The organism is Actinoplanes sp. NPDC051470, from assembly GCF_040682035.1.
Classification (GTDB): domain Bacteria; phylum Actinomycetota; class Actinomycetes; order Mycobacteriales; family Micromonosporaceae; genus Actinoplanes.
Map to the genome: position 1 here is coordinate 14,437 of NZ_JBFBAA010000028.1, position 21,674 is coordinate 36,110.

The window sequence follows — 21,674 nt, forward strand, 5'->3', positions numbered from 1 at the left end:
AGCTTGCCGTCCACTGTGGCTCAGACAGATCGGGGGAACACCCTGAGCCGCCCCTGAGACCGCGCCGCGCGGCTAGCGGTCCGGGGTGTCCTCCGGGGCCATGATGCGCAGGGCGTTGGGGTCGAGGCCGATGCGCAGCGGGGTCTGGCCTCGTAGTTCGCCGTCGACCTCGACGCGAGCCGGGCGGTCGGTCTCCAGGGTGAGTTCGCCGACGGCCAGGAACGGGTCGTGGTGCTGGGAGCGGCGGTGGCCGGTGGCCGCGTTGCGGGCGGTTTCACGGAGCAGGCCGGCCTTGCCGGGGCCGCCCACCGCGTAGGCGACCAGGAGGCGGTCGTCGGCGTCGGCGTCGGCGGTGATCGGGCGGCCGGCGTGGAATCCGCCGTTGGCCACGTACAGCTGGTGGGTGTGGAAGGAGTGCTCGCGGCCGTCGGCGCGCACCACCACCTTCATCGGGCGGTGCCGGGTGAGAAGACCAAGGGCGGTCAGCGGGTACGCGAGCCGGCCGGAGACCCGTTTGAGCAGGTGCGGCGACTTGAGCATGACGTCGGCGGACAGGCCCACGCCGACGTGGTTGGTGAAGGGCACGCCGTCGGCCAGGCCCAGGTCGACGTCGACCACCTTGCCGCCGACCAGGGTGGCGACCGCCTGGTCGAGGGCGAGCGGCACTCTGGCCGTACGCGCGAAATTGTTTGTCGTCCCCAACGGCAGCAGGCCCAGGGCCATGTCCTGGTGGGCGAGCATGCGGCCGGCCGTGCTGATCGTGCCGTCGCCGCCGCCCGCGATGATCAGGTCGGCGCCGCCGGCCAGGGCCTGGTCGAGCGCCTGTTCGAGGTCGCCCTCGACCGGCAGGTCGGCGAGCAGGGTGACCCCGGCGGCGAGCAGGCGCGTGCGTACTGCCTCGTAGAGCCGCCGCCCGCGCCTCGACCGCGCGTTGACCACGAGGGCCGCGCGCCGGTGTTGCCGGATGTCCTCGGTCAGCTGCTGCTTGGTGCGCACGCCGGAACCGTACCGTCCGCACCTCGGAATCCGTGTTTAATACCCACCCATGATCGAGATCCGGGAGCTGACCAAGCGGTACCGGCGCGTCGCGGCGATCGAGGACGTCACGTTCGGCGCCGCGCCCGGCCGGGTCACCGGATTCCTCGGGCTGAACGGCTCGGGCAAGACGACCACGATGCGCATCCTGCTGGCGCTGGCCCGGGCCGACAGCGGCGCCGCGCTCATCAACGGCCGCCACTACCTGAAGCTCCGGCGGCCGCAGCGGGAGATCGGCGCGGTCCTCGAGCAGGGAATCAGCCACCCGGGTCTGACCGGGCGCGGCCATCTGACCACGCAGGCGTTGCTGTGCGGCGCGAGCCGGCGGCGGGTCGACGACCTGCTGGAGTACGTCGGGCTGGCCGGCGCCGCCACCACCCGGACGGGGGACTACTCGCTGGGCATGCGGCAGCGCCTCGCGGTGGCCACGGCGCTGCTCGGCGAGCCGCCCGTACTCGTCCTCGACGAGCCGGCCAACGGCCTGGACCCCTCCGGCATGGCCTGGCTGCGCGACCTGCTTCGCGAGCACGCCGGCCGCGGCGGCACCGTGCTGATCTCCAGCCACCTGCTGGCCGAGCTCGAACAGCTGGTCGACGACGTGGTGATCATCGCCGCGGGCCGGGTGCGGCTGCAGACCTCGCTGCGGGAGCTGGAAGACGCGCAGACCCAGAGGATCCGGGTACGCGGCGGCGATCACCAACTGCTCCGGCAGGCGTACGCGCAAGCCGGCGCCTTCGTCGAGACCGACGGCCGGGCGCTGCTGGTCGAGGGCCTGACCGCCGAGGACGCCGGCGAGATCGCCCTGCGGGCCCGGGTGCCGCTGTACGAGCTGGTGTCCGAGCGCCCCAACCTGGAGCAGATCTTCCTGAGCCTGGCCGGCGCCCGATGATCGGCCTGCTGCGCAGCGAGCTGTACCGCACGTTCGCCCTGCGCTCGGGCTGGGTGTCGATCGGCGTGACGGTCGCGCTCGGCCTGACCTTCGGCATCTTCGACACCGCGTTCTGGTCGCTGTTCGCCGGCCTGGGCTCGTTCGGGCTGGCCGTGATGCTGACCGCCCAGCACTACCAGCACCGGACCGCGCTGCTGCTGTTCCTGGGCCGCCCCCGCCGCCTGCTGGTGCTGGCCGCCCAGTGCCTGAGCGCCGCGGCCGTGGCTACGGTCATCGCGGTGGTCAGCGGCCTCGGCGTGATCAACTGGGGTGACCTGGCCGAGTACCGGGCCACGCTGGCCGCGGTGCCGCTCGTGGCGGTGTTCGGCGTCGCCACCGCGTCCGTGCTCCGCCGCCCGCTGTGGCTGCTGGGGGCGGCGGCCGGCTGGGTCATCTTCGTCGAGGGCCTGTTCGGCCGCCTGGAGAGCCCGCTGCCGTTCTCCGCGTTCCTGCGCGCCGCCGCCGGCGACACCCATCTGCTCTGGGTCTTCGCCGCCTGGACGGGCGCCGCCCTGCTGGGCGCGGTGATCGCCATCCGCCGGGATCTGACCGGAGACTGACGGCCCCGCGTCCCGGTCCTCTCTGTTCCGGTCAGCGGAAGTCATCGATGTCCCTCGACCCGGGTGGCTTCCTAGCCTGGGTCGATGACCGCTCCGAGTGACCGCCGGCTGGCCGCCGTGCTGTGCTGGACCGCTGTGCTCCTGGACGGGTACGACCTGGTCGTGCTCGGCACGGTCATCCCGGTGCTGCTGCGCGACAAGGTCTGGGGTCTGACCCCGGCCGGGGCCACCGCGATCGCCACCGCGGGCCTGGCCGGGATGGCCATCGGGGCGCTGGCCATCGGCACCCTGACCGACTACTTCGGACGCCGCCGGGTGCTGATCTTCTCGGTGACGATGTTCTCGGTGTTCATGCTGGCCTGCGCGGCCGCGACGTCGATCGGGATGCTCGGCACGTTCCGGTTCCTGGCCGGCCTGGGGCTGGGCGGCTGTCTGCCCACCGCGATCACGCTGGCCACCGAGTTCTCCCGGCCGGGCCGGGCGGCCGGGGCGACCACCAGGGTGATGACCGGCTACCACGTGGGTGCGATCCTCACCGCGGTGCTCGGGCTGCTGGTGATGGGCCGGGGCGGGCACGGGTGGCCGTGGATGTTCGTCATCGGTGGCCTCCCCGGGCTGATCGCGGCGCCCCTGATGTGGCGCTACCTCCCGGAGTCACGGGAGTTCAAGGCGCCGGTCAAGAACCCGGTCGGCTCGCTCTTCGCCGGTGGCATGGCCCGGCCCACGGTCGCCTTCTGGCTCACGTCGTTCTTCGGGCTGATCCTGGTGTACGGCCTGAACACCTGGCTGCCCAACCTGATGATCGTCGCCGGCTACCCCCTCGAACAGGGCCTCGGCCTGCTCCTGACGCTCAACCTGGGCGCGATCGGCGGGCTGCTGGTCGCGGGCCGGGTGGCCGACCGGGCCGGTGTGCGCCCGGCGACGCTCGGCTGGTTCGGCCTCGCCGCGGTCTTCCTGGCCCTGCTCAGCATCAAGATGCCGGCGGCGCCGCTCTATGCCGCGGTGTTCGTCACCGGGGCGTTCGTCTTCAGCGCCCAGGCGCTGGTGTACGCCTACGTCGGCCTGGTCTACGACGCCGGCAACCGGGCGACCGGCCTGGGCTGGACGGCCGGCGTGGGCCGGATCGGCGCCATCGTCGGCCCGATCATCATCGGCGCGCTGCTCACCGCGGACAGTGGCTACCCGTGGGGCTTCTACGTGTTCGCGCTGGTCGCCGCCCTCGGCATGGCCTGCGCGGCGGTCGTCGGCCCCACTCGCGCGGCGGTTGACCCGGTCGTGCCGTCCCCGGCCCGTCCGTAGCATCCCACCGTGACGTATCGACATCCGCCGGCAGTCGCCGCATCTCGGCGGGATCGCCTCGGCCCGCGACGGCCGCCGAGCCCGTACGCCGGGGGTGAGTTCCCGCGCTCCTGGGCCGCCGACGCGGTCGACGCCGCGTACGAGAACACCTCCGCGGCCATCGTCCGGCGGCTCGATTTGTTCGAGAAAGAGCCGCGAACAAATCGCTGACCTGCGCGAACGGCGGCGTACTTGCACATGTGGGGCAAGCTGGTCGTCAAACCCGGCGCCATCGATCACCCTTGTCCCGTAGATCCATCCGCTGTGTGGGGGGCACGCATGCAACGTCAAGGCCTTGAACTGACGGCTTCGGCCTGGGACGAGCTGGTGCGCCGGTACGCCGGGCTGGTGCTGTTCGTGGTCCGCAGCCACGGTCTGTCGCCGGAGGACGAGGAGGCGGTCAGCCGGCTGGTGTGGCTGCGCCTGGTCGAGCGGCTCGACCGGATCGACGCCGGCGCGCTGCCGGCCTGGCTGGCCGCGGTCACCCGGGAGGAGTGCGCGCACGTGCGGCGTCTGCGCCCCGACCCGGACGGCGTCCTGGAGGCCGCCTCGCGGCATCAGGCGTTGCGGGAGGCGCTCGACCGGCTGGTGCCGGCCGACCGCGACCTGCTGACCATGCTGGCCGCCGACCCGCCGCTGTCCGAGGCGGAGATCAGCCGGGCCCTGGGCATCCCGGTGCCGGACATCGGGCCCGCCCGCTCCCGGGTGCTCGCCGAGGTGCGGGCCAACCTCACCGTGGTCGCGTGATCTCGATGTCCAGCCGCTTCGCCAGCTCGTCGAACTCGATGCCGAAGGTTTCGGTCACCACGACGCCGTCCGGGGTCAGGTGGAAGGTCGCCAGGTCGGTGTAGACCCGGCTGACACAGGCCAGGCCGGTCAGCGGGTACGTGCACTCGGGCACCAGCTTGGCGCTGCCGTCCTTGGCGAACAGGGTCATCATCACGAAGACGTCCCGGGCGCCGGTGGCCAGGTCCATGGCGCCGCCGACGGCCGGGATCGCGTCCGGCGCGCCGGTGTGCCAGTTGGCCAGGTCGCCCCCGGCCGACACCTGGAACGCGCCCATGATGCAGATGTCCAGGTGCCCGCCGCGCATCATCGCGAACGAGTCGGCGTGGTGGAAGTACGCCGCCCCCGGCAGCTCGGTCACCGGCTGCTTGCCCGCGTTGGTCAGGTCGGGGTCGACGTGGTCGCCGGTGGCGAGCGGGCCCATGCCGAGCATGCCGTTCTCGGTGTGCAGCACCACCTTCGTCAGGTCCAGGTGGTCGGCCACCCTGGTGGGCTGGCCGATGCCCAGGTTCACGTACGCCCCATCCGGGATGTCCCGCGCGATCACCCGGGCCATGCCGTCGCGGTCCAGGCTCATGCCGCCACCTCCACCAGGTGTTCCACATAGATGCCCGGCGTCACGACCGCCTCCGGATCGAGCGCACCCGCGTCCACGATGCTCCGGACCTGCGCGATCGTGGTCGTGGCGGCGGCCGCCATCACCGGGCCGAAGTTGCGGGCGGTCTTCCGGTAGACCAGGTTGCCGGCCCGGTCGCCGGTGTGTGCCCCGATCAGCGCGACATCGCCGTGGATCGGGAACTCCAGCAGGTAGTCGCGGCCGTCGATGGTGCGGGTCTCCTTGCCCTCGGCGAGCAGCGTGCCGACGCCGGTGGGGGAGTAGAACGCGCCGATGCCCGCGCCGGCCGCCCGCATCCGCTCGGCCAGGTTGCCCTGCGGCACCACCTCGAGCTCGATCTTCCCGGCCCGGTACAGGCCGTCGAAGACCCAGGAGTCCGACTGCCGGGGGAAGGAGCAGATCACCTTGCGTACGCGGCCCGCCGCCAGCAGCGCCGCGAGTCCCGTGTCACCGTTGCCGGCGTTGTTGCTGACGATCGTGAGGTCCTTCGCGCCCTGCTCGATGAGCGCGTCGATCAGCGCCACCGGCATGCCGGCCATCCCGAAGCCGCCGACCAGCACGGTGGCGCCGTCGCTGACATCGGCGACCGCCTCGGCCGCGGTCGACACCCGGGTCCGGCTCATGAGGCAGGCTCTCCAAGATCGTCTTTTCCAAGATCGCGGCCACCGCCACCGCCCCCACCCCTCTGGGTGGGCGAGAATGTAGCGCGCGGGTCTGACGGTTCCACGGTGTTGTCCACAGGGGCGGCGGAGCCCGGTCGGGTTCCGGTGCTGGTCACGCCCTCGGCGGTGGCGCGATTCGCTTCTTCGTCCCATTCGGAAAGCACCCGCTGGGCGATCCGGAACGCCGTGTTCGCCGCCGGAACCCCGCAATAGATCGCGGTCTGCAACAGCACCTCCTCGATCTCGGCGTCGGTCAGCCCGTTCGTCCGAGCCGCTCGCACGTGCATGGCGAGTTCCTCCTGGTGCCCGAGGGCCACCAGCGCCGTCAGCGTGATCAGGGAGCGGCTGCGCCGGTCGAGGCCGGGGCGCGACCAGATCTCGCCCCAGGCGTACCGGGTGATCAGGTCCTGGAAGCCGGCCGTGAGCGGGGTGACCGAAGCGGATGCCCGATCGACGTGGGCGTCGCCGAGGACGCTCCGGCGGACCGCCATGCCGGGCTGCAGCAGGTGGGACAGGAGGAGGGACGCCACCTCGGCGGGGCGCTCGGCGGGCGCCTGGTGTGCGGTGTCGTCGAGGACGGCGAGGCGGCCGTAGCGGACCCCGGAGGCGATCTCGGCCAGGGACGACGGTGGGGTCGGTTCGTCGTCGGCGCCGGCGATGGCCAGGACGGGGGTGGTGATCGATGCGAGGCGGGAACCTACGTCGTGGGTGGCGAGGGCGAGGCAGGCCAGGGCGTACCCCTCGCGGTCGGTGTCGCGCAGGGCGTGCAGCAGGGCCGAGCCGACGCCGGGTTCGCGGGACAGGAAGCCGGGTGCGAACCAGCGCTTGGCCGAGCCGTCGATCATCACGGCGGTGCCGGAGGCGCGGACCAGGCCGGCTCGTTCGCGCCAGGACGAAGGGGTGCCGATGCGGGCGCCGGTGCAGAGCAGGGCGGCCGCCGAGACCTGGGTCGGGGCCTGTAGCAGGAGTTCCAGGCCGACGGCGCCGCCGATGGAGACGCCGGCGTAGCGGAAGGGGGCGCCGCCGGTGAGGGCGAGCACCGCCTCGGCGAGCGAGGCGACGGTGAACGGGCCGGAGGGGGACGGGCTGCGGCCGTGGCCGGGCAGGTCCCAGCCGATCACGTGGAACCGGCCGTCGAGCCGGGCCACGCAGCGGCCCCACAGCGTCTCGACCGTGGTGCCGATCGACGGCCCGACCACCAGCAGCGGGCGGCCGGGCGCGTCCGCGAGCACCGTCGCGGTGAGCGCGGGAATCACGTGACGGCCCGGAAGGCGGTGAGCGCGGGAATCACGATGCGGCCCGGAAGACGGTGGCGCGGCGCAGGGCGGCGTCGATGATCGCGTCGGTGGCGCCTCGGTACGGGCCGTCCGTACCCCCGGTGATCGTGTTCTGCTCGGCGTCGATGCCGGGGCGGGCGGCGGCCAGGTTGGTGGCCATGCGGTCGGTGTGTACCTGGAGGCCGGCCAGCAGCGACGCGGTCTGGGAGCCCGCGATCACGGTACGGCGGGCCAGCGTGCGGACCGTGTCCCACTCGACGTGCCAGGCCCCGTCGGCCCGCTCGTCGCGCTGCTCGGCGGCCGCGGTGTGCAGCGTGGCCGCGAGGCCGGGCGCGGCCAGGGCGGCGCGGCGGATGAGCACGGACAGGGTGGGGTTCTGCTTCTGCGGCATGGTCGAGGACGCGCCGCCGGAGCCCTCGGTCAGTTCGCCGATCTCGGGGCGGGCGGCGGTCAGCACGTCGTTGGCGATGTGCGCCCAGGCGTCGGTGCAGCCGGTCAGCGCGTCGCCGAGGCGGGTGATCGCGCCGCGCCGGGTCGGCCACGGCAGGGCGGGTGGCAGGCCGAGCTGGTCGGCGGCGTGGGACACGAGGTCGTCGGACAGCGCGGAGGCGGCGGCCAGGCTGCCGGCCGCCCCACCGATCGCCACGGGGAGGCGGGCCGCGGCGGTGAGCAGGGGCGCCGCGTCGAGCACGCCGCCGAGCCAGGACGCCACGGTCAGACCGAAGACGATGGGTACGGCCGGCTGGGTCAGTGTGCGGCCGGCCCGGGGTGTGTCGCGGTGGGCGGCGGCCAGGCCGGCCAGGGCGGCCACCTGGGCCGCGAGGTCGGCGCGGATCCGGTCACAGGCCGCCCGCAACTCCAGCACGAGCGCCGTGTCGAGCGTGTCCTGGCTGGTCAGGCCCTTGTGCAGCCATTCCGCGGCCGGACCGTCGAGGCGCGAACGGAGCAGGTCGAGCAGGGGCAGGACGGGGGTGCCGCTGGATTCCGAGGCCGCGGCGACCGCGGCGACATCGTCCGGCGAAAGCACCGTCGAGAGGTCGACCGCGGCCGAGGCCGGTGCGACATGGGCGGAGACCAGCGCGGAAAGCCAGGCCGTCTCGACCCGGGCCATGGCCGACAGCAACGACGAGTCGGTGAGCAGGCCGTCGCAGCGGGAGGCGCCCGGCCAGAGCAGGCCCGTCACCGGTGCCCGGGGAAGGTGAGGAACACCGTCTCATTGTTGCCCTGCAGGCGTACGTCGAACACCAGCCCCTGTTCGTCCGGCGTGGCGACCAGGGTGTCCCGCCGGGCCGGGTCGAGCCCGGAGAGCAGCGGATCGTTCGCGATCGCGGCCGCGTCGACGGGCGGGTAGATCCGGGTGAACAGCCGGTGGGTCAGCCCGCGGGCGAACACCGTGACCGCGAAGAACGGCAGCCGCCGCGGTGACGTGGCCCCGGGCATCAGCGTCGAGAACGAGTAGTGTCCGGTCGCGTCGGTCCCGGCGCGGCCGAACCCGGTGAACGTCCAGCCGTCCCGGCGCAGCGAGCCGCCCGCGCGGGGCACGCGCCCGTCGGGGCCGGGCTGCCACAGCTCCAGGAGGGCGTCGGGCACCACGTCGCCGGCGCCGTCGTAGACGTGGCCGTGCAGCCGGATCGCCCCGGCGCGGCCGGGCGGCACCAGGTCGCCGCCTCCGGCGTACGGGAGCGCGTAGTGGAAGAAGGGACCGACGGTCTGGCCCGGCGTCGTCACGCGTCATCCTCCAGAGGTGTCCGGTGCGAGCCGGTCAGCACGATGTCCCAGCGGTAGCCGGTCGCGTACTCGGGCTGGGTCAGGTCGTGGTCGTATTCCGCGATCAGCCGGGAACGGGCGGCAGGGTCGGTGACCGACTGGATGATCGGGTCCAGCGGGAAGAGCGGGTCGCCGGGGAAGTACATCTGGGTCACCAGGCGCTGGGTGAAGTCCCGGCCGAACAACGAGAAGTGGATGTGCGCCGGCCGCCAGGCGTTGGTGTGGTTGCGCCACGGGTACGGGCCCGGCCGGATGGTCAGGAACCGGTAGCGGCCGTCGGCGTCGGTCAGGCAGCGGCCGGCGCCGGTGAAGTTCGGGTCGAGCGGCGCCGGGTGCTGGTCGCGCTGGTGCGCGTACCGCCCGCCGGCGTTGGCCTGCCAGACCTCCACCAGCTGGTGGGCGACCGGGTGCCCGTCGCCGTCGGTGATCCGGCCGGCGACCACCATCCGCTCGCCCAGCGGCTCGCCGGCGTGCTGGATGGTCAGGTCGGCCTCGGCCGCGCCCACGTCCTGGTGCCCGAAGCACGGCGCCCACAGCTCGATGGTCTCCGGGTCGGCGTGGACCATGCTCTTCGTCGGGTGGCGCAGGAGACTGCTGCGGTACGGCGGGTAGTCGCGCCGGGGCTGCTCGACCCCCCGGCCGGCGTCGCCCGCCTCGATGCGCCGGATCTCCGCGGTGATCTCGGCCTGCGTCTCGGTCACACCCGCGACGCTAGGCAGGAACGCCCGATATGAGCGAGACTTGCCTTCCGTCCAGCGAAAGGAGCGCGCGGTGGCCGGCAACAGCTCCCACCCCCGGGTCAGCGTCACGTCGCGGGTGCTGGACCTGCTGGCCGCGTACGACGACGAGCACCGCAGCCTCAGCCTGACCGCCCTCGCCCGCCGCGCCCACATGCCCCTGGCCACCGCCCACCGGCTGGTCGGCGAGCTGGTGCGGGGCGAGGCGCTGGTCCGGCGGGCGGACGGCGAGTACGTGATCGGCCGCCGGATGTGGGACCTCGGGCTGCTCGCCCCGGTGGAGACCGGGCTGCGCCAGGCGGCCTCGCCGTTCCTGCACGACCTCTACGGCGCCACGCTGGCCACGGTCCACCTCGCGGTGCGCGACGGGAGCCAGGCGCTGTACGTCGATCGCGTCTCCGGGCACGCGTCGGTGCCGGTGGTCAGTCAGGTGGGGTCGCGGCTTCCGCTGCACGCGACCGGGGTGGGCAAGGTTCTGCTGGCGTACGCGCCGGAGGACGTGCGAACCGGCGTGCTGGCCCAGCTGACCCGGGTGACGCCGTACACCGTGACCCAGCCCGGCCGGCTGCTCGACCAGATCCGCCGGGTGCACAGCGACGGCTACGCCACGACCAGCGAGGAGATGAGCCTCGGGGCCTGCTCGGTGGCGGTGCCGGTGCGGGGGCGGGACGGCGAGGTGGTGGCCGCGCTCGGCATCGTGGTGGCCGGCTTCCAGCGCGACCGGGCCCGGCTGGTGTCGGCGCTGCAGGTGGCGGCGCGGGGGATCGGCCGGAGCATTTCCGCTCAGCGGTAGGCGGCGCTTGCCCGGCCCGGCCGTGCGCCCGTTGGCTGACGGGATGCGTACCCAGGTCGCCATCATCGGCGCGGGACCGGCCGGCATGCTGCTCGCCCACCTGCTCCGCCGGGCCGATGTCGACGCCGTCGTGCTGGAGACCCGGTCGCAGGAGTACGTCGCGTCCCGGATCCGGGCCGGCATCCTCGAACAGTCCTCGGTCGACCTGCTCACGTCGGCCGGCCTCGGCGACCGGCTGCGCGCCGAGGGTTTCCCGCACCGAGGCATCTACCTGCAGTGGCCGGGGGAGCGGCACCACCTCGACTTCGTCGATCTCATCGGACGGTCGGTCTGGGTCTACGGCCAGACCGAGGTGCAGAAGGACCTGGTCAATGCCAACACCGCTTCCGTGGTGTACGAGGTGAGCGACGTCCAGGTGCACAACGTGGACTCATCCGCCCCGTACGTGACCTACCTCGACGCCGAGGGGCGGCCGGGCCGGATCGACGCGTCCGCGATCGCCGGCTGTGACGGCTCGTTCGGGCCCAGCCGTGCCGTCGTCCCCGCTTCGGTGGCGACGACGTGGGAGCGCACGTACCCGTACTCGTGGCTGGGCATCCTGGCCGACGTGGCGCCGTCCACCGACGAGTTGATCTACGCCTGGCACCCGCACGGCTTCGCCCTGCACTCGATGCGGTCGCCGTCGGTCAGCCGCCTCTACCTGCAGGTGCCCAACGGCACGTCCGCCGGCGACTGGTCCGACCAGCGGATCTGGGACGAGCTGGCGACCCGGCTCGGCCACGGCCAGGACGGCTGGAAGCTGACCCCCGGCCCGGTCACCGACAAGAGCGTCCTGCCGATGCGCAGCTTCGTGCAGACCCCCATGCGGTACGGCCGGCTCTTCCTGGCCGGCGACGCCGCGCACATCGTCCCGCCGACCGGCGCCAAGGGCCTCAACCTGGCCATCGCCGACGTCGCCCTGCTCGCGCCCGCGCTGACCGCCCTGCTCAGGAACAACGACCCGGCCCTGGCCGACCGGTACGGCGACGACGCGTCCCGGCGGGTCTGGCGCTGCACCCACTTCTCCTGGTGGATGACCACCATGCTGCACATCGGCGACGACCCGTTCGACGCCCAGCTCCAGCTCTCCCAGTTGCGCTGGGTCACCGGCAGCGAGGCCGGGGCGGCGGGCCTGGCCGAGAACTACGCCGGGCTGCCGATCGGGTTCTGAGGGTTCTGGCCCAGCCTCGCGGCGAGCGTCGACGCCACCAGCTCGCGCAGCCAGGTGTGCGCCGGGTCGGACTCGTGACGCCGGTGCCAGCTGACCGCCGCCGGCTCCGAGGGCAGCCGCCACGGGAGGGGCCGCGCGCGCAACCGTGGCCCGATCGGGTCACTGAGCCGGCGCGGCAGCACGGTGACCGCCTCCGATCCGGCCACCACGGCCAGGGCGGCGGCCACGGTGGGCACGGTCGCCAGCACGTGCCGTTCCAGGTTGAGGGACTTGAGCACGTCGTCGACCGGGCCGTACCCGCGGCCGCGGCGGGACACCGCGACGTGCGGCGCCTCGGCGATCTGCTCGGCCGACGGGCGGGCGACGTCGATCGGGTGGCCCCGCCGCAGCACCAGGACCATCTCGTCGGTGCCGACCGTACGGCTGACGATCGAACCGTCCGTGGCCGGCGGCCCGCCCACCTCGATGTCGACCTCGCCGCGGCTGAGGTCACGGTCGTCCGAGGGGCGCTCGCCCAGCAGCCGCAGCCGCACGCCCGGGGCCGCCGCGGCGACCGCGCCGACCACGCCCGGGGCCACCGAGGTCAGCAGCGCGTCGTGGCACCGGATGGTGAAGGTTCGCTCCAGCCCGGCCAGGTCGAGCCGGTGCGACGGGGCCAGCACCACCTGGGCCCTGGTGACCAGGTCGCGGACCTCGTCCCGGAGCGCCAGGGCACGCGCGGTCGGCACCATCTCACGCCCGCTGCGGACCAGGATCGCGTCGCCGGTGGCGGCCCGGAGCCGGCCGAGGATGCGGCTCACCGCGGGCTGGGTCAGGTGGAGCTGGGTGGCCGCGCCCTGCACGCTGCGCTGCTCGAGCAGGGCGTCCAGGCCGACCAGCAGGTTGAGGTCCACATGATCGAGGGTAATGCGTCCCATCAACAACATGCATTGGACTCATGGACGGAACGTTCCTAGCGTCGTACGCATGGATCTGATCGAGGAAGTCACGAAGGTCGCGACGGCGGCCGGCGACCGGTTGCTGGCGGTCTGGTCGCCCGACGCCCGCCCCGCCGACCTGCCGCAGATGCTGGTGGCGGCCGAGCGCAACGAGCAGGTGGCCCAGGTGCGGGACGCGCTGGCCGCGTTGCGCCCCGACGTCGGGTTCGCCGGGGACACGCTCCCCGGCGACGGCGCGTGGTGGGTCGTCGACAACGCCGAGGGCAGCGTCAACCACGTGCACGGGCTGGCCGAGTGGGGCGTGAGCATCGCGCTGGTCGAGGACGGGCAGGTCGCCTTCGCGGTGTTCCGGCAGCCGGTCGGCGACCTCACCTACACCGCCCGGCGCGGGCACGGCGCGTGGCTCAACGGCCGCAAGCTCGCCGTCTCGGCCAAGCGGGGGCTGGAGATCGCGGTGGTCGGCACCGGCCAGGCCGAGGCCGGACAGACCCGGACGTACGAACGGATCGGCCGCTCGATCACCACCATGCTGGACCGGGCGTTCCTGGTCCGCGCCACCGTCCCGTCGACCTTCCCGATGCTGCTGGTCGCGGCCGGCCAGATGGACGGCTTCTGGCAGTACGAGACGGTCCTGCCCGGCGTGGCCACCGGGGCCCTGCTGATCAGCGAGGCCGGCGGCGTCGTGACCACGATCGGCGGCGAGCCGTGGACGCCGCACGCCGACTCGATCCTGGCCGCCGCGCCGGGCGTGCACGGTCCGGCGCGCGACGCCCTGGCCGAGGCCGGCTGATGGCGGTCGTGATCCTCGGCGCGACCGGCGGGACCGGCCGTCAGCTCGTACGCCAGGCAGAAGATCGTGGCCTGGAGGTGCGCGCCCTCGCCCGTTCGCTCGGCGCGGACGTGCACGCCGGTCTGAGTGAGGTCATCGGCCCCGACGACGTGGTGATCTCCGCGCTCGGCGTGACCCGGCGCTCCGAGGCCGGCACGCTGACCGCCGGCGCCCGAGCCGTCATCGCAGCGAAGCCCCGGCACATCATCTGGCTGGGCGCGATGGGCACCGGCCCGTCGGCGGCCTCCGTGAGCGCGTTCACCCGGCGGATTCTCCGGGTCGGCTTCGGCGCCGAGTACGGCGACAAGGTCACCGCGGACACCGCGATCCTCGACGCGGGCGGCACGGTGGTGCACAGCGGGCCGTTGTCCGACAAGCCCGACGACACCCGCGTCACGCTGCGGCCGCCAGCTTCGATGCGACGGCAGTTCTTTCCGGCCGGAGCACCGCGGGCCACCATCGCCCGGCTGATGCTCGACGAGGCCGTGGAGCCGCGCGGCGGGGTCCTGGCGGTGTTTGCCGCCTCCGGCCGGGATGCAGCACGATGGGCGGATGCCCGAACCGTCCGATGAGGATTTCGCGCTCCCGCCCGAGGTGTCGATCCCCGACGAGTGGCCGGCCATGCTCCAGGCGGCGCCGTTCCCGGCTCTGACCGGCGCCCTGTTCGACGAGACCACCTATCAGCTGGCGCGGATCTTCCTGACCGGCGAACGGGGCGAGGCGGCGCTGGCCCGGCACTACGGCCTTCCCGCCATCGGCCACGCCACCAGCGCGATGCTGGAGTGCCTCGTCCTGCACGATCGGATCATCGTCGGCGAGGGCTTCTCGCTCGACCTGGGCACGTTCGGGCTCTTCGACCCGGCCGCTGAGGTCCGGCTCGGGGAGCGGGCGAAGGACTGCCTGCTGGACCTGGCCCGGCACGGCGTTGCGGGCGGCCGAGTTCAACGAGGTGGCCGAGGCGCTGGGTGACGGCGTCGGCCGGGACGACCTCCTGGCCGAGGTGGCCGGCATTCCGCGCGTGGCCTACCGGACGTCGCGAGGCGCTTACTTCAATGCGAGGCTGCACGGCTTCCTGGACGGGTCCTCGCACGACATCCGCCGGGCGGAACGGGCCCGCCCGACCCGGCCACGGACATCGGCCCGGTCCGCCGGGGGCGCCCTGCTGGCCCGGGCGATGTTCTATCTGCTGTTGGCCGATCGCTACGGCTGCGTCTACCGGAGCGACAGCATCCGGGCCGGCGTGATCGACGCGGCGGTCAAGGAGGCGTCCCGGCGCTCCTTCGCCGAACTGGTCGTCCGCGACCTGGAGCAGCTCGAACGCGCCCGCGACGAGGACCTGAACCGCGCCCTGCGCTTCGAGGCGATGCCGTCCCCGCTGCCGATGGTGGCCGACGCGATCATCCAGCGCGCCGGCAGCCGCGACGAGTGCCTGACGATCGCGCTGGAGGTACGCCAGAGCCGCCAGGCGCGCCGCTTCCGCGAGTTCTGCGGCACGGTCGAGCTGGCGATCCACGAGGGCGACCGCCCCCGCGTCGAGAAGGCCCTGGCCGACCTGCGCCGCTATGGCCTTCGCCTGACCGGCACGGTCGGCCCGGCCACCGATCCGGCGCCGGCCCGGGAACTCATCTCGTACGCGTCGCCGCTGGCCGGGGCGTTGTTCGCGGTCCTGCGTACGCCGGTGATCGAGATCGTCGACCAGCTCCGCAACCGCCGCTTCGCCCTGCTCGACGAGGTGCGCAACTCACAGCGGGGAACGGTCGCCCAGCGGCGGATGGCCGAGTTCTGGACCACCCTCTAGCGGGGTATCGACCTTATCCGAGGCGCCGTAGCGCTGTCTCGACGGCGGCCTCGACCCGGGCGGTCATGCCGGGCACATCGACGGGACGGCGCCCCGCGACCTGGCCGCTGATCCACTTCGGCCCGCTGTCGTCGTAGTGCAGCAGGGCGTACAGGTCCCACCACGGATCGAGAGTCACCCCGGCGATCGACTCGTACAGCGACCGGAGCTGCTCCGACCAGTCGGGCGAGTAGAGCGCCGCCAGGTATCGCCGGCAGTGCCCGACGTCAAGCGCGCGCGGCCCCCGATGGATGGAGTTCCAGTCGGTCAGTCCGGTGATCTTCCCGCGTGACCACAGCAGGTTGACGGGCAGGAGATCGCAGTGCAGAAAGACGGCGGTGTCCTTCGGTGGCGGCGCCGCCATGACACCGAACGCCGCCTTCCACACAGCCGGCTTCGACGCGTCGACCGGCACCTGGAACCCGTCTCGAGGAGCGATCCAGGAGTCCGTCCACGGTCTGAAGGTCTTCGCGGGGAGATCGAGGGAATGCAGCAGTACAGCAAGCTCCGCGATCTTCGTCAGCCACGACCGCGGGTCGGCCGGGCTGAGCTGAACATGCCCCGGCAACCGTGTCATCAGCAACGATGGCGCGCCACCGGTCGAAGCACCAGCGACATCAGCAGCCAGGACGTTCGGGACCGGGAGCCCGCTTCCCGCCACCACACCAAGGTTGGCGATCTCCTTCGCCAGGCTCCCTCGCAGGTCAAGCCCGCCCGGGTACTGCCGCAGGACGACGAACGTCCGCACTCCGCGTCGCTCGACCGTCAGCCGATGCACGGCGGAGCAGACGCCACCGGTCAGCCGGCGATGGCCGACGACGCGACTGCCCCGGCCCATCGACGCCGCAACCCAGGCGAGGGTCTCCGCGGAGGGCCGGCGCTGTCGGAATTCGCCGTCCCGCCAGTCGCTGTCGGTCATGAGCGCGAGCCTAATCCGTCCGGGCCTGCGGCGTGGGACGGCCGCCGCGCCACGTGCCCGGCCCAAGCCTCCATGACGGCGGCCCCCGGCGGGTAGTCGGCCAACGCAGGTCCCATCCCCGGCAACTCGGTCATGGCCCTCAGCAGCCGTCCCGTGTGATCGACCAGCGCGTCGTCCGCGTCGTCCCGGGTGATCGCCTCGTGCAGATGCGCCGCGGTCGCGACCCGGTAGGCGTAGTGGCCCGCGAGGTAGTCGCCCTTCTGGCAGGCGTGGCGCAGCAGCCAGTCGCGCGACTCGCCGACGCCGAGGCGGCAGATCGCGTCGATCACGTGCACCCGGCCCCACCCGGCGGACCGTTGCGCCAGCCAGAGCAGCGATCGCTCGGCGCCGGGCCGGCGGCTCAGCGCCTCGGCGGCCAGCCCGCCGAAGTGATCCGACAGCAGCCCGATGGTCTGGATCAGCGGAACGTCCTCCGCCGCGTCGTCCGCCGCGAGCAGCGCCAGCCCGACCGTGACGTCACACCGGTCGGTCCCGTGCCGCACCAGCCGTCGCCCGGCCGCCCGCACCAGCTCCCGGTCACCCCGGAGCGCCGCGGCCGCGATGTGGTCGTTGCGATAACGCGGGACGTTGAGCCCGTGGAACGACTTCTCGGCGAGGTGCCGGTCCAGGGCCGCCGCGACGTCCACGCCTTCGAGCCGGGGATCCGCCGGCCGGGGCGTCACCCACAGCCGGGGATGCGCGTCCTGATCAGGGAACGGATAGCCGTCACGAGGCAGCGGGGCGTCGGCGTCGAGCCGGTGCGACCGGAGCGCATGTGCGTACAAAGATCTGTCCATCGGGCCCACTCAACTACGTCCGGGCCCCGAGCGCGGCTAGATTTCCCGGCATGAAGGTTCCGGACGATCTGGTTCGCGACGGCTGGGCCGCGGAGGAGCTGGAGCACGGCTCGGCCAACGAGACCACCGGCGGGGTCTGGCGGGTGGTGCGTGACGACGGGCCGGCCATCCTCAAGGTGGCGACGCCGAGGCGGGACGGCGCGGCCGCGCACATGGCGGCCAGTGCCGACCCGGGGCACTTCAACTACTGGCGGCGGGAGCCGTGCGCGTACGAGGCGGGCGTGCCGGGAACGTTGTTCGCCGAGGGCGGGCTGTCCGCGCCGGAGTGCCTCGCGGTGCGGGACCGGGCGGACGGTTCGGTCGCGATGTGGCTGGAGGACGTGGCCGGCGAGACCGGCCTGAAGTGGGGCGCCGCCGAGCTGGGCGACATCGCGTACCGGCTGGGGGTGGCCCAGGCGCGCTGGACCGGGATCCCGCCGCTCGACGCGGCGTGGATGCCCCGGAACTTCCTGACCGACGGCACCCTGGCCCAGCCGGTCCCGGACACCCTGGACTGGGATCATCCGCTGGTCACGTCGGCCTGGCCGCCGGCCTTGCGCGCGGGGCTGCGGCGCTTGTGGGAGCGGCGGCACGACGTGCTGGCGGCGTCGCGGGCGCTGCCGCAGACGATGTGTCACCACGATGTGTGGTCGCTGAACCTGATCGGCGCGCCACGCGGGCCGGTCCTGCTGGACTGGACGTTCGTCGGCCCGGGGGCGATCGGCGAGGACGCGGCCAACCTCGCCCTGGACGCGTTCTTCGACGGGCTGATCGACGTGGCCCGGCTGGACGAGGTTCTGGCGACGGTGACCGACGCGTACGTGCGCGGCATGCGCGGCACGGTGGCCCCCGACGTGGTGCGCCGGGCGATCCGGGTGACGGGCGCGGCCAAGTTCTTCTGGCTCGCGCCGCGCATGGTGGCCGCGGCGGGCGAGACGGCCACCACCAACGGCTACAGCTACGACCCCCGCGACATGGCCGCCCGGTTCACCGGCCGGGCCCCGGTGCTGAGCGTCCTCGCCGACTGGGCCGACGGAATCTGAGACGATCAGCGCGCGTAGCGGCCGAGCGCGCTGATCGGGAAGACCACGCGGTGCAGGTGGTGGCTGACGTAGAGGTCGCCGGGGACGGCGGTGCCGGTGTGCTGCGGCTCGTCCCAGCCACCGTCGGCCCGCTGGTGCTCGGCCAGCCAGCCGGCGGCCCGGGCCATCGCCTCGGGGCTGGCGCGACCGGCCAGCAGGCCCAGCAGGCCCCACGCGGTCTGCGACGGGGTGGCCGGGCCACGCCCGATCCAGGAGCGGTCGCGGTAGGAGCGCGGGTCCTCGCCCCAGCCGCCGTCCGGCTGCTGGCAGGCGGTCAGCCAGGCGACGCCCCGGGCGACGGCCTCGTCGATGCGGTCGCCGCGGTCGCCGCCGACGGCCGTGCGGGCGGCGGCCAGGGCAGGCAGGGCGGCGCCCGTACCGTACACATGGTTGACGCCCCACCGGCCGAACCAGGAACCGTCCGCCTCCTGCTCGCGCAGCAGCCAGTCGACGCCGCGCCGGAGCGCCGTGGTGCCGCCCGCGCCGCCGTGGCAGAGCGCCTCGACCACGTGCGCGGTGACGTCGGCCGAGGGCGGGTCGATCACCGCGCCGACGTCGGCGAACGGCAGCGCGCCCGGCAACCGGCTGGTGTTGTCGGCGTCGAACGCGCCCCAGCCGCCGTCGGCCGACTGCATCGCGATCAGCCATTCGCAGCCGCGCCGGACCGCGGCGTCCACCCGGCGGGCGTTGCGGACGGTCCGCGCCCGCAGCAGCGCCAGCACGGCCGCGGCGGTGTCGTCGGTGTCCGGATAGACGTCGTTCTCGAACTCGAACGACCAGCCCCCGGCGCGGGCGTACGGCCGGCGCACGGCCCAGTCCCCGGTGCGCCGGACCTCCTCGGCCAGGATCCAGTCGGCGGCCGTGGCGAGCGCCGGATGGTCGCCCGGCACCCCGGCGTCGGTGAGCGCGACGACCGCGAGCACGGTGTCCCGCACCGGCGACTGGCACGCCTCCACCCAGCGGCCGTCCGCGCCGCGTACGGTGAACCGGTCGAGGTTGGCGATGGCCCGCTCCCGCGCGGGATGGTCGGCCGGCAGGGCGAGGATCGAGTACGCCCACGGCGGCCGGCTGCCACCCCATGAACCGTCCGCCTCCTGCCGGTCCAGGATCCAGTCCCAGCAGCGGCGCAGAGCCACCCGGCGCAGCGGTCCCAGCACCCGCCGGGACGCCTTCGGGACCCGGCCGCCGAGCTCGGCCAGGTCGACGGGCAGCCGGTGCACCGGGCGGTAGGCCCGGATCACCGACAGCGGCACGATCGTCTGCCGCGCCCACGACGCCCAGTCGTAGACGTTGAGCGGCGCCCATCGCGGCAGCAGGATCAGCTCGGGTGGCAGCGCCGGCAGCGCGTCCCAGCTCCACAGGCCGACCATGGCCAGCCAGAAGCGGGTGATCACGCGGGTGCCGCCGAGGCCGCCGTTGGCGCGGATCCAGGTGGCGGCGCGGGTCAGGTGCGGCGCGTCCGGCGGGTCGCCGGCCAGGCGCAGGGCCAGGTACGCCTCGACGCTGGTGGACAGGTCAGGTGGCCCGCCGGGGAAGGTCGCCCAGGTGCCGTCCGGGCGCTGGCGGGACCGGATCCAGGCGGCGGTGGCGGCGGTGTCGTCCGGCCGCCGGAGGCCGATGATCTCGCGCAGCAGCAGGTCTTCGGCGTCGGTCGTCACGTTGGTCTCGAGCAGGCCGCGCCACCAGCCGGCCCGGTCCTGCCGCGCGAGGAGGTGGTCTCGCGCCCGGCCCAGCACAGCGGGCACGGCCACCCTGGTGGAGACCAGCTCGGTCATGATCACAAGCTAGTCCAATGCGGACAAATAGCCTCGCTACCCGGTCATTCGGCGTGGCGCGCGTCAGCTTCTCCCGGGCACGCCCGTTCACCGTCTGTGTCGGTGATCACGTGAACGTGGCCGCCTCCGTCGCGTCTCTTGAGGTGTGTTCGAACAATCCGAGGCCCACGCCTTCCTCGACCTGGTGAACGCCTCATCACCGGAACAGCGCCACCGGTACGGCCTCGAGGGGATCACCATCGGCGGGGTGGCGGTGCTCAGCCGGCCCGGCCCCGACATGTCGTTCTGGTGCCAGGCGGTCGGCTTCGAGACGCCGCCCACGGCCGACCTGATCGGCGAGATCATCGAGCACTACCGCGCCCGCGGCGTCGCCCAGGCCCGGCTGATCATCCCGCCGCAGGCCCGGACCGACGAGTGGGCGCCGATCGCCGACAAGTACGGCCTGACCGAGGGCGGCGGAAGCCTCAAGCTGGCCGTACACGCGCCGTTCGAGGTTCCCGCCGACCCGCCCGGCCTGCGCACGGCGCTGGTGACGCCGGACGAGGCCGAGCAGTGGTCGGCGGTGATGTGGGGCGTGTTCGGCATGAGCACCCCGGCCAACATCGACCTGACCGCGGCCGCCCTGTCGCAACCGCACTTCCGCGCGTACGCCTGCTGGGATCGCGACGAGATCGTGGCCACCGGCCTGGTGCGGCTGCATCCCGAGGCCGCCCATCTGTTCTCGGGCGCCACCGTCCCGGCCCACCGCGGACGAGGCGCGCAGGCGGCGATCATCGCGGCCCGGATGGCCGCCGCCCAGGAGGCCGGCTGCCCCGTGATCGTCGTGGAGACGGGCACGGCGCCGGACGGCTACAACGTCTCGGCCCGCAACCTGATACGGGCCGGCTTCGTCCCGCAGTACGAACGCCAGACCTGGCTGTGGACCGCCTGATGCTGGAGCAGTCGCTGGCCAAGGTCGCCACCGTGTCGATGCTAGCCACGCCGTCGTCGCTGCGCCGCCGCTACGACATCGAGGTCACCACCATCGGCGGGATCACCGTGATCAGCACACCGGTCACGGCGGCCGGCTTCTGGTGCCGGGCGGTCGGCTTCGAGACGCCGCCCACGGCCGACCTGATCGAGGAGATCGTCGCCCACTTCCGGGACCGCGGGGTACGCCGGGCCGAGTTCGTCATGCCGCGGTTCGAGAACGGGGATGTCGAGCCGATCGTCGCCAAGCACGGGATGACCCTCGGGTCCCGGGTGATCGCCTACTCCGGACGGCCGCCGCTCTCGCCGTCGGACGCCGGCGCCGCGCTGCGTACCGGCCTGGTCGATCCTCCGTCGTTCGAACGCTGCGCCACGCTGACGTGGGAGGCCTTCGGGCTGGCCACCGAGCCGCACATCGCCCTGTCCACGGCGGCGCTGGCCGACCCGCGCTTCCAGGCGTGGGCCTGCTGGGACGGGACCGAGATGGTGGCCGCGGCGCTCGCCTACCGCGACGCCGAGGAGACCCACCTGGTCTCCGGCGCCGTCCACCCCGGCTACCGGGGCCGTGGCCTGCAGTCGGCGCTCATCGCGGCCCGGGTCCGGGACGCCCAGGCGGCGGGAAGCCGGCTGCTGATCACCGAGGCGTACGCCGACGGTTCGTCGGCCCGCAACGTGGTCCGGGCCGGCTTCACGCCCCGGTACGAGCGTCTGACCTGGGTCTGGACTGCCTGACTCCGAGCG

Annotated in this window: 24 protein-coding genes and 2 pseudogenes; 14 read left to right on the top strand and 12 right to left on the bottom strand. The window is 73.5% G+C overall.

Annotated elements, in window-relative coordinates:
• Positions 1-72: 72 nt before the first annotated feature.
• Positions 73-996 (bottom strand): diacylglycerol kinase family protein, encoded by a 924-nt coding sequence (locus AB0M54_RS36040; RefSeq protein ID WP_364321555.1) that lies wholly within the window; start codon positions 994-996, stop codon positions 73-75.
• Positions 997-1,045: 49 nt separating this feature from the next.
• On the opposite strand from AB0M54_RS36040, the gene AB0M54_RS36045 reads away from it, so the two are divergent.
• The 5 genes from AB0M54_RS36045 to AB0M54_RS36065 all read left to right on the top strand — a co-directional run bounded on the left by AB0M54_RS36045 (position 1,046) and on the right by AB0M54_RS36065 (position 4,608).
• Positions 1,046-1,924: an ATP-binding cassette domain-containing protein gene (locus AB0M54_RS36045; RefSeq protein ID WP_364321552.1), complete on the top strand. Its 879-nt coding sequence runs from the start codon at positions 1,046-1,048 to the stop codon at positions 1,922-1,924.
• Entirely contained in the window at positions 1,921-2,523 is a 603-nt protein-coding gene (locus AB0M54_RS36050) for a hypothetical protein (protein WP_364321549.1), read from the top strand. The genes AB0M54_RS36045 and AB0M54_RS36050 overlap by 4 nt, the downstream gene beginning before the upstream one ends.
• A gap of 84 nt (positions 2,524-2,607) precedes the next feature.
• Positions 2,608-3,822: an aromatic acid/H+ symport family MFS transporter gene (locus tag AB0M54_RS36055; RefSeq protein ID WP_364321546.1), complete on the top strand. Its 1,215-nt coding sequence runs from the start codon at positions 2,608-2,610 to the stop codon at positions 3,820-3,822.
• Positions 3,823-3,831: 9 nt separating this feature from the next.
• The gene (locus AB0M54_RS36060; protein ID WP_364476301.1) at positions 3,832-4,032 is read left to right on the top strand and encodes a hypothetical protein; all 201 of its coding nucleotides are present in this window, start codon (positions 3,832-3,834) and stop codon (positions 4,030-4,032) included.
• A 108-nt stretch (positions 4,033-4,140) separates the two neighbouring features.
• Positions 4,141-4,608: a sigma-70 family RNA polymerase sigma factor gene (locus AB0M54_RS36065; RefSeq protein WP_364476303.1), complete on the top strand. Its 468-nt coding sequence runs from the start codon at positions 4,141-4,143 to the stop codon at positions 4,606-4,608.
• Here AB0M54_RS36065 and AB0M54_RS36070 read toward each other — a convergent pair.
• The 7 genes and pseudogenes from AB0M54_RS36070 to pcaH form a co-directional block, all read right to left on the bottom strand.
• A complete protein-coding gene (locus AB0M54_RS36070; RefSeq protein ID WP_364476305.1) occupies positions 4,592-5,224 on the bottom strand; it encodes a 3-oxoacid CoA-transferase subunit B in 633 nt (210 codons plus the stop codon). The two genes, AB0M54_RS36065 and AB0M54_RS36070, sit on opposite strands and share 17 nt — an antisense overlap.
• Positions 5,221-5,886: a 3-oxoacid CoA-transferase subunit A gene (locus AB0M54_RS36075; RefSeq protein WP_364476307.1), complete on the bottom strand. Its 666-nt coding sequence runs from the start codon at positions 5,884-5,886 to the stop codon at positions 5,221-5,223. The genes AB0M54_RS36070 and AB0M54_RS36075 overlap by 4 nt, the downstream gene beginning before the upstream one ends.
• A 200-nt stretch (positions 5,887-6,086) precedes the next feature.
• Positions 6,087-6,416 (bottom strand): annotated as a pseudogene (gene pcaC / locus AB0M54_RS36080) (4-carboxymuconolactone decarboxylase); the annotation flags it as partial.
• A gap of 63 nt (positions 6,417-6,479) precedes the next feature.
• Positions 6,480-7,181 (bottom strand): annotated as a pseudogene (locus AB0M54_RS36085) (alpha/beta fold hydrolase); the annotation flags it as partial.
• 31 nt (positions 7,182-7,212) lie between these two features.
• Positions 7,213-8,385 carry a lyase family protein gene (locus AB0M54_RS36090; protein WP_364321531.1) on the bottom strand — a complete coding sequence of 391 codons (1,173 nt, stop codon included), beginning with the start codon at positions 8,383-8,385 and terminating at the stop codon, positions 7,213-7,215.
• Positions 8,382-8,930, bottom strand: coding sequence for a protocatechuate 3,4-dioxygenase subunit alpha (pcaG, locus tag AB0M54_RS36095; RefSeq protein WP_364321528.1), 549 nt, complete (start codon positions 8,928-8,930; stop codon positions 8,382-8,384). Before pcaG ends, AB0M54_RS36090 begins: the two co-directional genes overlap by 4 nt.
• Entirely contained in the window at positions 8,927-9,670 is a 744-nt protein-coding gene (gene pcaH / locus AB0M54_RS36100) for a protocatechuate 3,4-dioxygenase subunit beta (RefSeq protein WP_364321525.1), read from the bottom strand. Before pcaH ends, pcaG begins: the two co-directional genes overlap by 4 nt.
• Positions 9,671-9,740: 70 nt before the next feature.
• Here pcaH and AB0M54_RS36105 point away from each other — a divergent pair, with 70 nt between their 5' ends.
• Together AB0M54_RS36105 and AB0M54_RS36110 are read left to right on the top strand one after the other, a co-directional pair.
• On the top strand, positions 9,741-10,499 hold the full coding sequence (locus AB0M54_RS36105; protein ID WP_364321522.1) for an IclR family transcriptional regulator: 759 nt from the start codon (positions 9,741-9,743) through the stop codon (positions 10,497-10,499).
• A 43-nt stretch (positions 10,500-10,542) separates the two neighbouring features.
• Positions 10,543-11,709 (top strand): 4-hydroxybenzoate 3-monooxygenase, encoded by a 1,167-nt coding sequence (locus AB0M54_RS36110; protein ID WP_364476309.1) that lies wholly within the window; start codon positions 10,543-10,545, stop codon positions 11,707-11,709.
• On the opposite strand, the gene AB0M54_RS36115 is transcribed toward AB0M54_RS36110, so the two are convergent.
• A complete protein-coding gene (locus tag AB0M54_RS36115) occupies positions 11,682-12,626 on the bottom strand; it encodes a LysR family transcriptional regulator (protein WP_364476311.1) in 945 nt (314 codons plus the stop codon). The genes AB0M54_RS36110 and AB0M54_RS36115 overlap by 28 nt on opposite strands.
• A 49-nt stretch (positions 12,627-12,675) precedes the next feature.
• Between AB0M54_RS36115 and AB0M54_RS36120 the strand changes: the two genes are divergently transcribed.
• From AB0M54_RS36120 to AB0M54_RS36135, 4 genes are read left to right on the top strand one after another with little or no spacing between them, the layout of a single operon-like run.
• Entirely contained in the window at positions 12,676-13,437 is a 762-nt protein-coding gene (locus tag AB0M54_RS36120) for an inositol monophosphatase family protein (RefSeq protein ID WP_364321513.1), read from the top strand.
• Complete coding sequence (locus AB0M54_RS36125) at positions 13,437-14,048, top strand: NAD(P)H-binding protein (protein ID WP_364321510.1); 612 nt, start codon at positions 13,437-13,439, stop codon at positions 14,046-14,048. The genes AB0M54_RS36120 and AB0M54_RS36125 overlap by 1 nt, the downstream gene beginning before the upstream one ends.
• Positions 14,029-14,445, top strand: coding sequence for a hypothetical protein (locus AB0M54_RS36130; RefSeq protein WP_364476313.1), 417 nt, complete (start codon positions 14,029-14,031; stop codon positions 14,443-14,445). Before AB0M54_RS36125 ends, AB0M54_RS36130 begins: the two co-directional genes overlap by 20 nt.
• On the top strand, positions 14,402-15,274 hold the full coding sequence (locus tag AB0M54_RS36135; protein ID WP_364476315.1) for a hypothetical protein: 873 nt from the start codon (positions 14,402-14,404) through the stop codon (positions 15,272-15,274). Before AB0M54_RS36130 ends, AB0M54_RS36135 begins: the two co-directional genes overlap by 44 nt.
• Before the next feature lie 13 nt (positions 15,275-15,287).
• On the opposite strand, the gene AB0M54_RS36140 is transcribed toward AB0M54_RS36135, so the two are convergent.
• Positions 15,288-16,232, bottom strand: a complete 945-nt coding sequence (locus AB0M54_RS36140; RefSeq protein WP_364321505.1) for an aminoglycoside phosphotransferase family protein — start codon at positions 16,230-16,232, stop codon at positions 15,288-15,290.
• A complete protein-coding gene (locus AB0M54_RS36145; protein WP_364476317.1) occupies positions 16,229-17,068 on the bottom strand; it encodes a hypothetical protein in 840 nt (279 codons plus the stop codon). The genes AB0M54_RS36140 and AB0M54_RS36145 overlap by 4 nt, the downstream gene beginning before the upstream one ends.
• A gap of 50 nt (positions 17,069-17,118) precedes the next feature.
• On the opposite strand from AB0M54_RS36145, the gene AB0M54_RS36150 reads away from it, so the two are divergent.
• The gene (locus tag AB0M54_RS36150) at positions 17,119-18,150 is read left to right on the top strand and encodes an aminoglycoside phosphotransferase (RefSeq protein ID WP_364476319.1); all 1,032 of its coding nucleotides are present in this window, start codon (positions 17,119-17,121) and stop codon (positions 18,148-18,150) included.
• Between the two features lie 5 nt (positions 18,151-18,155).
• Here the strand turns inward: AB0M54_RS36150 and AB0M54_RS36155 are convergent, their stop codons facing one another.
• Positions 18,156-19,964, bottom strand: a complete 1,809-nt coding sequence (locus AB0M54_RS36155; RefSeq protein WP_364476321.1) for a prenyltransferase/squalene oxidase repeat-containing protein — start codon at positions 19,962-19,964, stop codon at positions 18,156-18,158.
• Between the two features lie 145 nt (positions 19,965-20,109).
• Here AB0M54_RS36155 and AB0M54_RS36160 point away from each other — a divergent pair, with 145 nt between their 5' ends.
• Positions 20,110-20,895 carry a GNAT family N-acetyltransferase gene (locus AB0M54_RS36160; RefSeq protein WP_364476323.1) on the top strand — a complete coding sequence of 262 codons (786 nt, stop codon included), beginning with the start codon at positions 20,110-20,112 and terminating at the stop codon, positions 20,893-20,895.
• A complete protein-coding gene (locus tag AB0M54_RS36165; RefSeq protein WP_364476324.1) occupies positions 20,895-21,665 on the top strand; it encodes a GNAT family N-acetyltransferase in 771 nt (256 codons plus the stop codon). Before AB0M54_RS36160 ends, AB0M54_RS36165 begins: the two co-directional genes overlap by 1 nt.
• Positions 21,666-21,674 lie beyond the last annotated feature (9 nt).

What these genes read in the sequence shown, in the direction of transcription:
- AB0M54_RS36045 (WP_364321552.1), top strand. Translation starts at nt 1,046, where the DNA reads ATGATCGAGATCCGGGAGCTGACCAAGCGGTACCGGCGCGTCGCGGCG.
- AB0M54_RS36050 (WP_364321549.1), top strand. Translation starts at nt 1,921, where the DNA reads ATGATCGGCCTGCTGCGCAGCGAGCTGTACCGCACGTTCGCCCTGCGC.
- AB0M54_RS36055 (WP_364321546.1), top strand. Translation starts at nt 2,608, where the DNA reads ATGACCGCTCCGAGTGACCGCCGGCTGGCCGCCGTGCTGTGCTGGACC.
- AB0M54_RS36065 (WP_364476303.1), top strand. Translation starts at nt 4,141, where the DNA reads ATGCAACGTCAAGGCCTTGAACTGACGGCTTCGGCCTGGGACGAGCTG.
- AB0M54_RS36070 (WP_364476305.1), bottom strand. Translation starts at nt 5,224, where the DNA reads ATGAGCCTGGACCGCGACGGCATGGCCCGGGTGATCGCGCGGGACATC.
- AB0M54_RS36075 (WP_364476307.1), bottom strand. Translation starts at nt 5,886, where the DNA reads ATGAGCCGGACCCGGGTGTCGACCGCGGCCGAGGCGGTCGCCGATGTC.
- AB0M54_RS36110 (WP_364476309.1), top strand. Translation starts at nt 10,543, where the DNA reads ATGCGTACCCAGGTCGCCATCATCGGCGCGGGACCGGCCGGCATGCTG.
- AB0M54_RS36115 (WP_364476311.1), bottom strand. Translation starts at nt 12,626, where the DNA reads ATGGGACGCATTACCCTCGATCATGTGGACCTCAACCTGCTGGTCGGC.
- AB0M54_RS36120 (WP_364321513.1), top strand. Translation starts at nt 12,676, where the DNA reads ATGGATCTGATCGAGGAAGTCACGAAGGTCGCGACGGCGGCCGGCGAC.
- AB0M54_RS36125 (WP_364321510.1), top strand. Translation starts at nt 13,437, where the DNA reads ATGGCGGTCGTGATCCTCGGCGCGACCGGCGGGACCGGCCGTCAGCTC.
- AB0M54_RS36130 (WP_364476313.1), top strand. Translation starts at nt 14,029, where the DNA reads ATGCCCGAACCGTCCGATGAGGATTTCGCGCTCCCGCCCGAGGTGTCG.
- AB0M54_RS36140 (WP_364321505.1), bottom strand. Translation starts at nt 16,232, where the DNA reads ATGACCGACAGCGACTGGCGGGACGGCGAATTCCGACAGCGCCGGCCC.
- AB0M54_RS36145 (WP_364476317.1), bottom strand. Translation starts at nt 17,068, where the DNA reads ATGGACAGATCTTTGTACGCACATGCGCTCCGGTCGCACCGGCTCGAC.
- AB0M54_RS36150 (WP_364476319.1), top strand. Translation starts at nt 17,119, where the DNA reads ATGAAGGTTCCGGACGATCTGGTTCGCGACGGCTGGGCCGCGGAGGAG.
- AB0M54_RS36155 (WP_364476321.1), bottom strand. Translation starts at nt 19,964, where the DNA reads ATGACCGAGCTGGTCTCCACCAGGGTGGCCGTGCCCGCTGTGCTGGGC.
- AB0M54_RS36165 (WP_364476324.1), top strand. Translation starts at nt 20,895, where the DNA reads ATGCTGGAGCAGTCGCTGGCCAAGGTCGCCACCGTGTCGATGCTAGCC.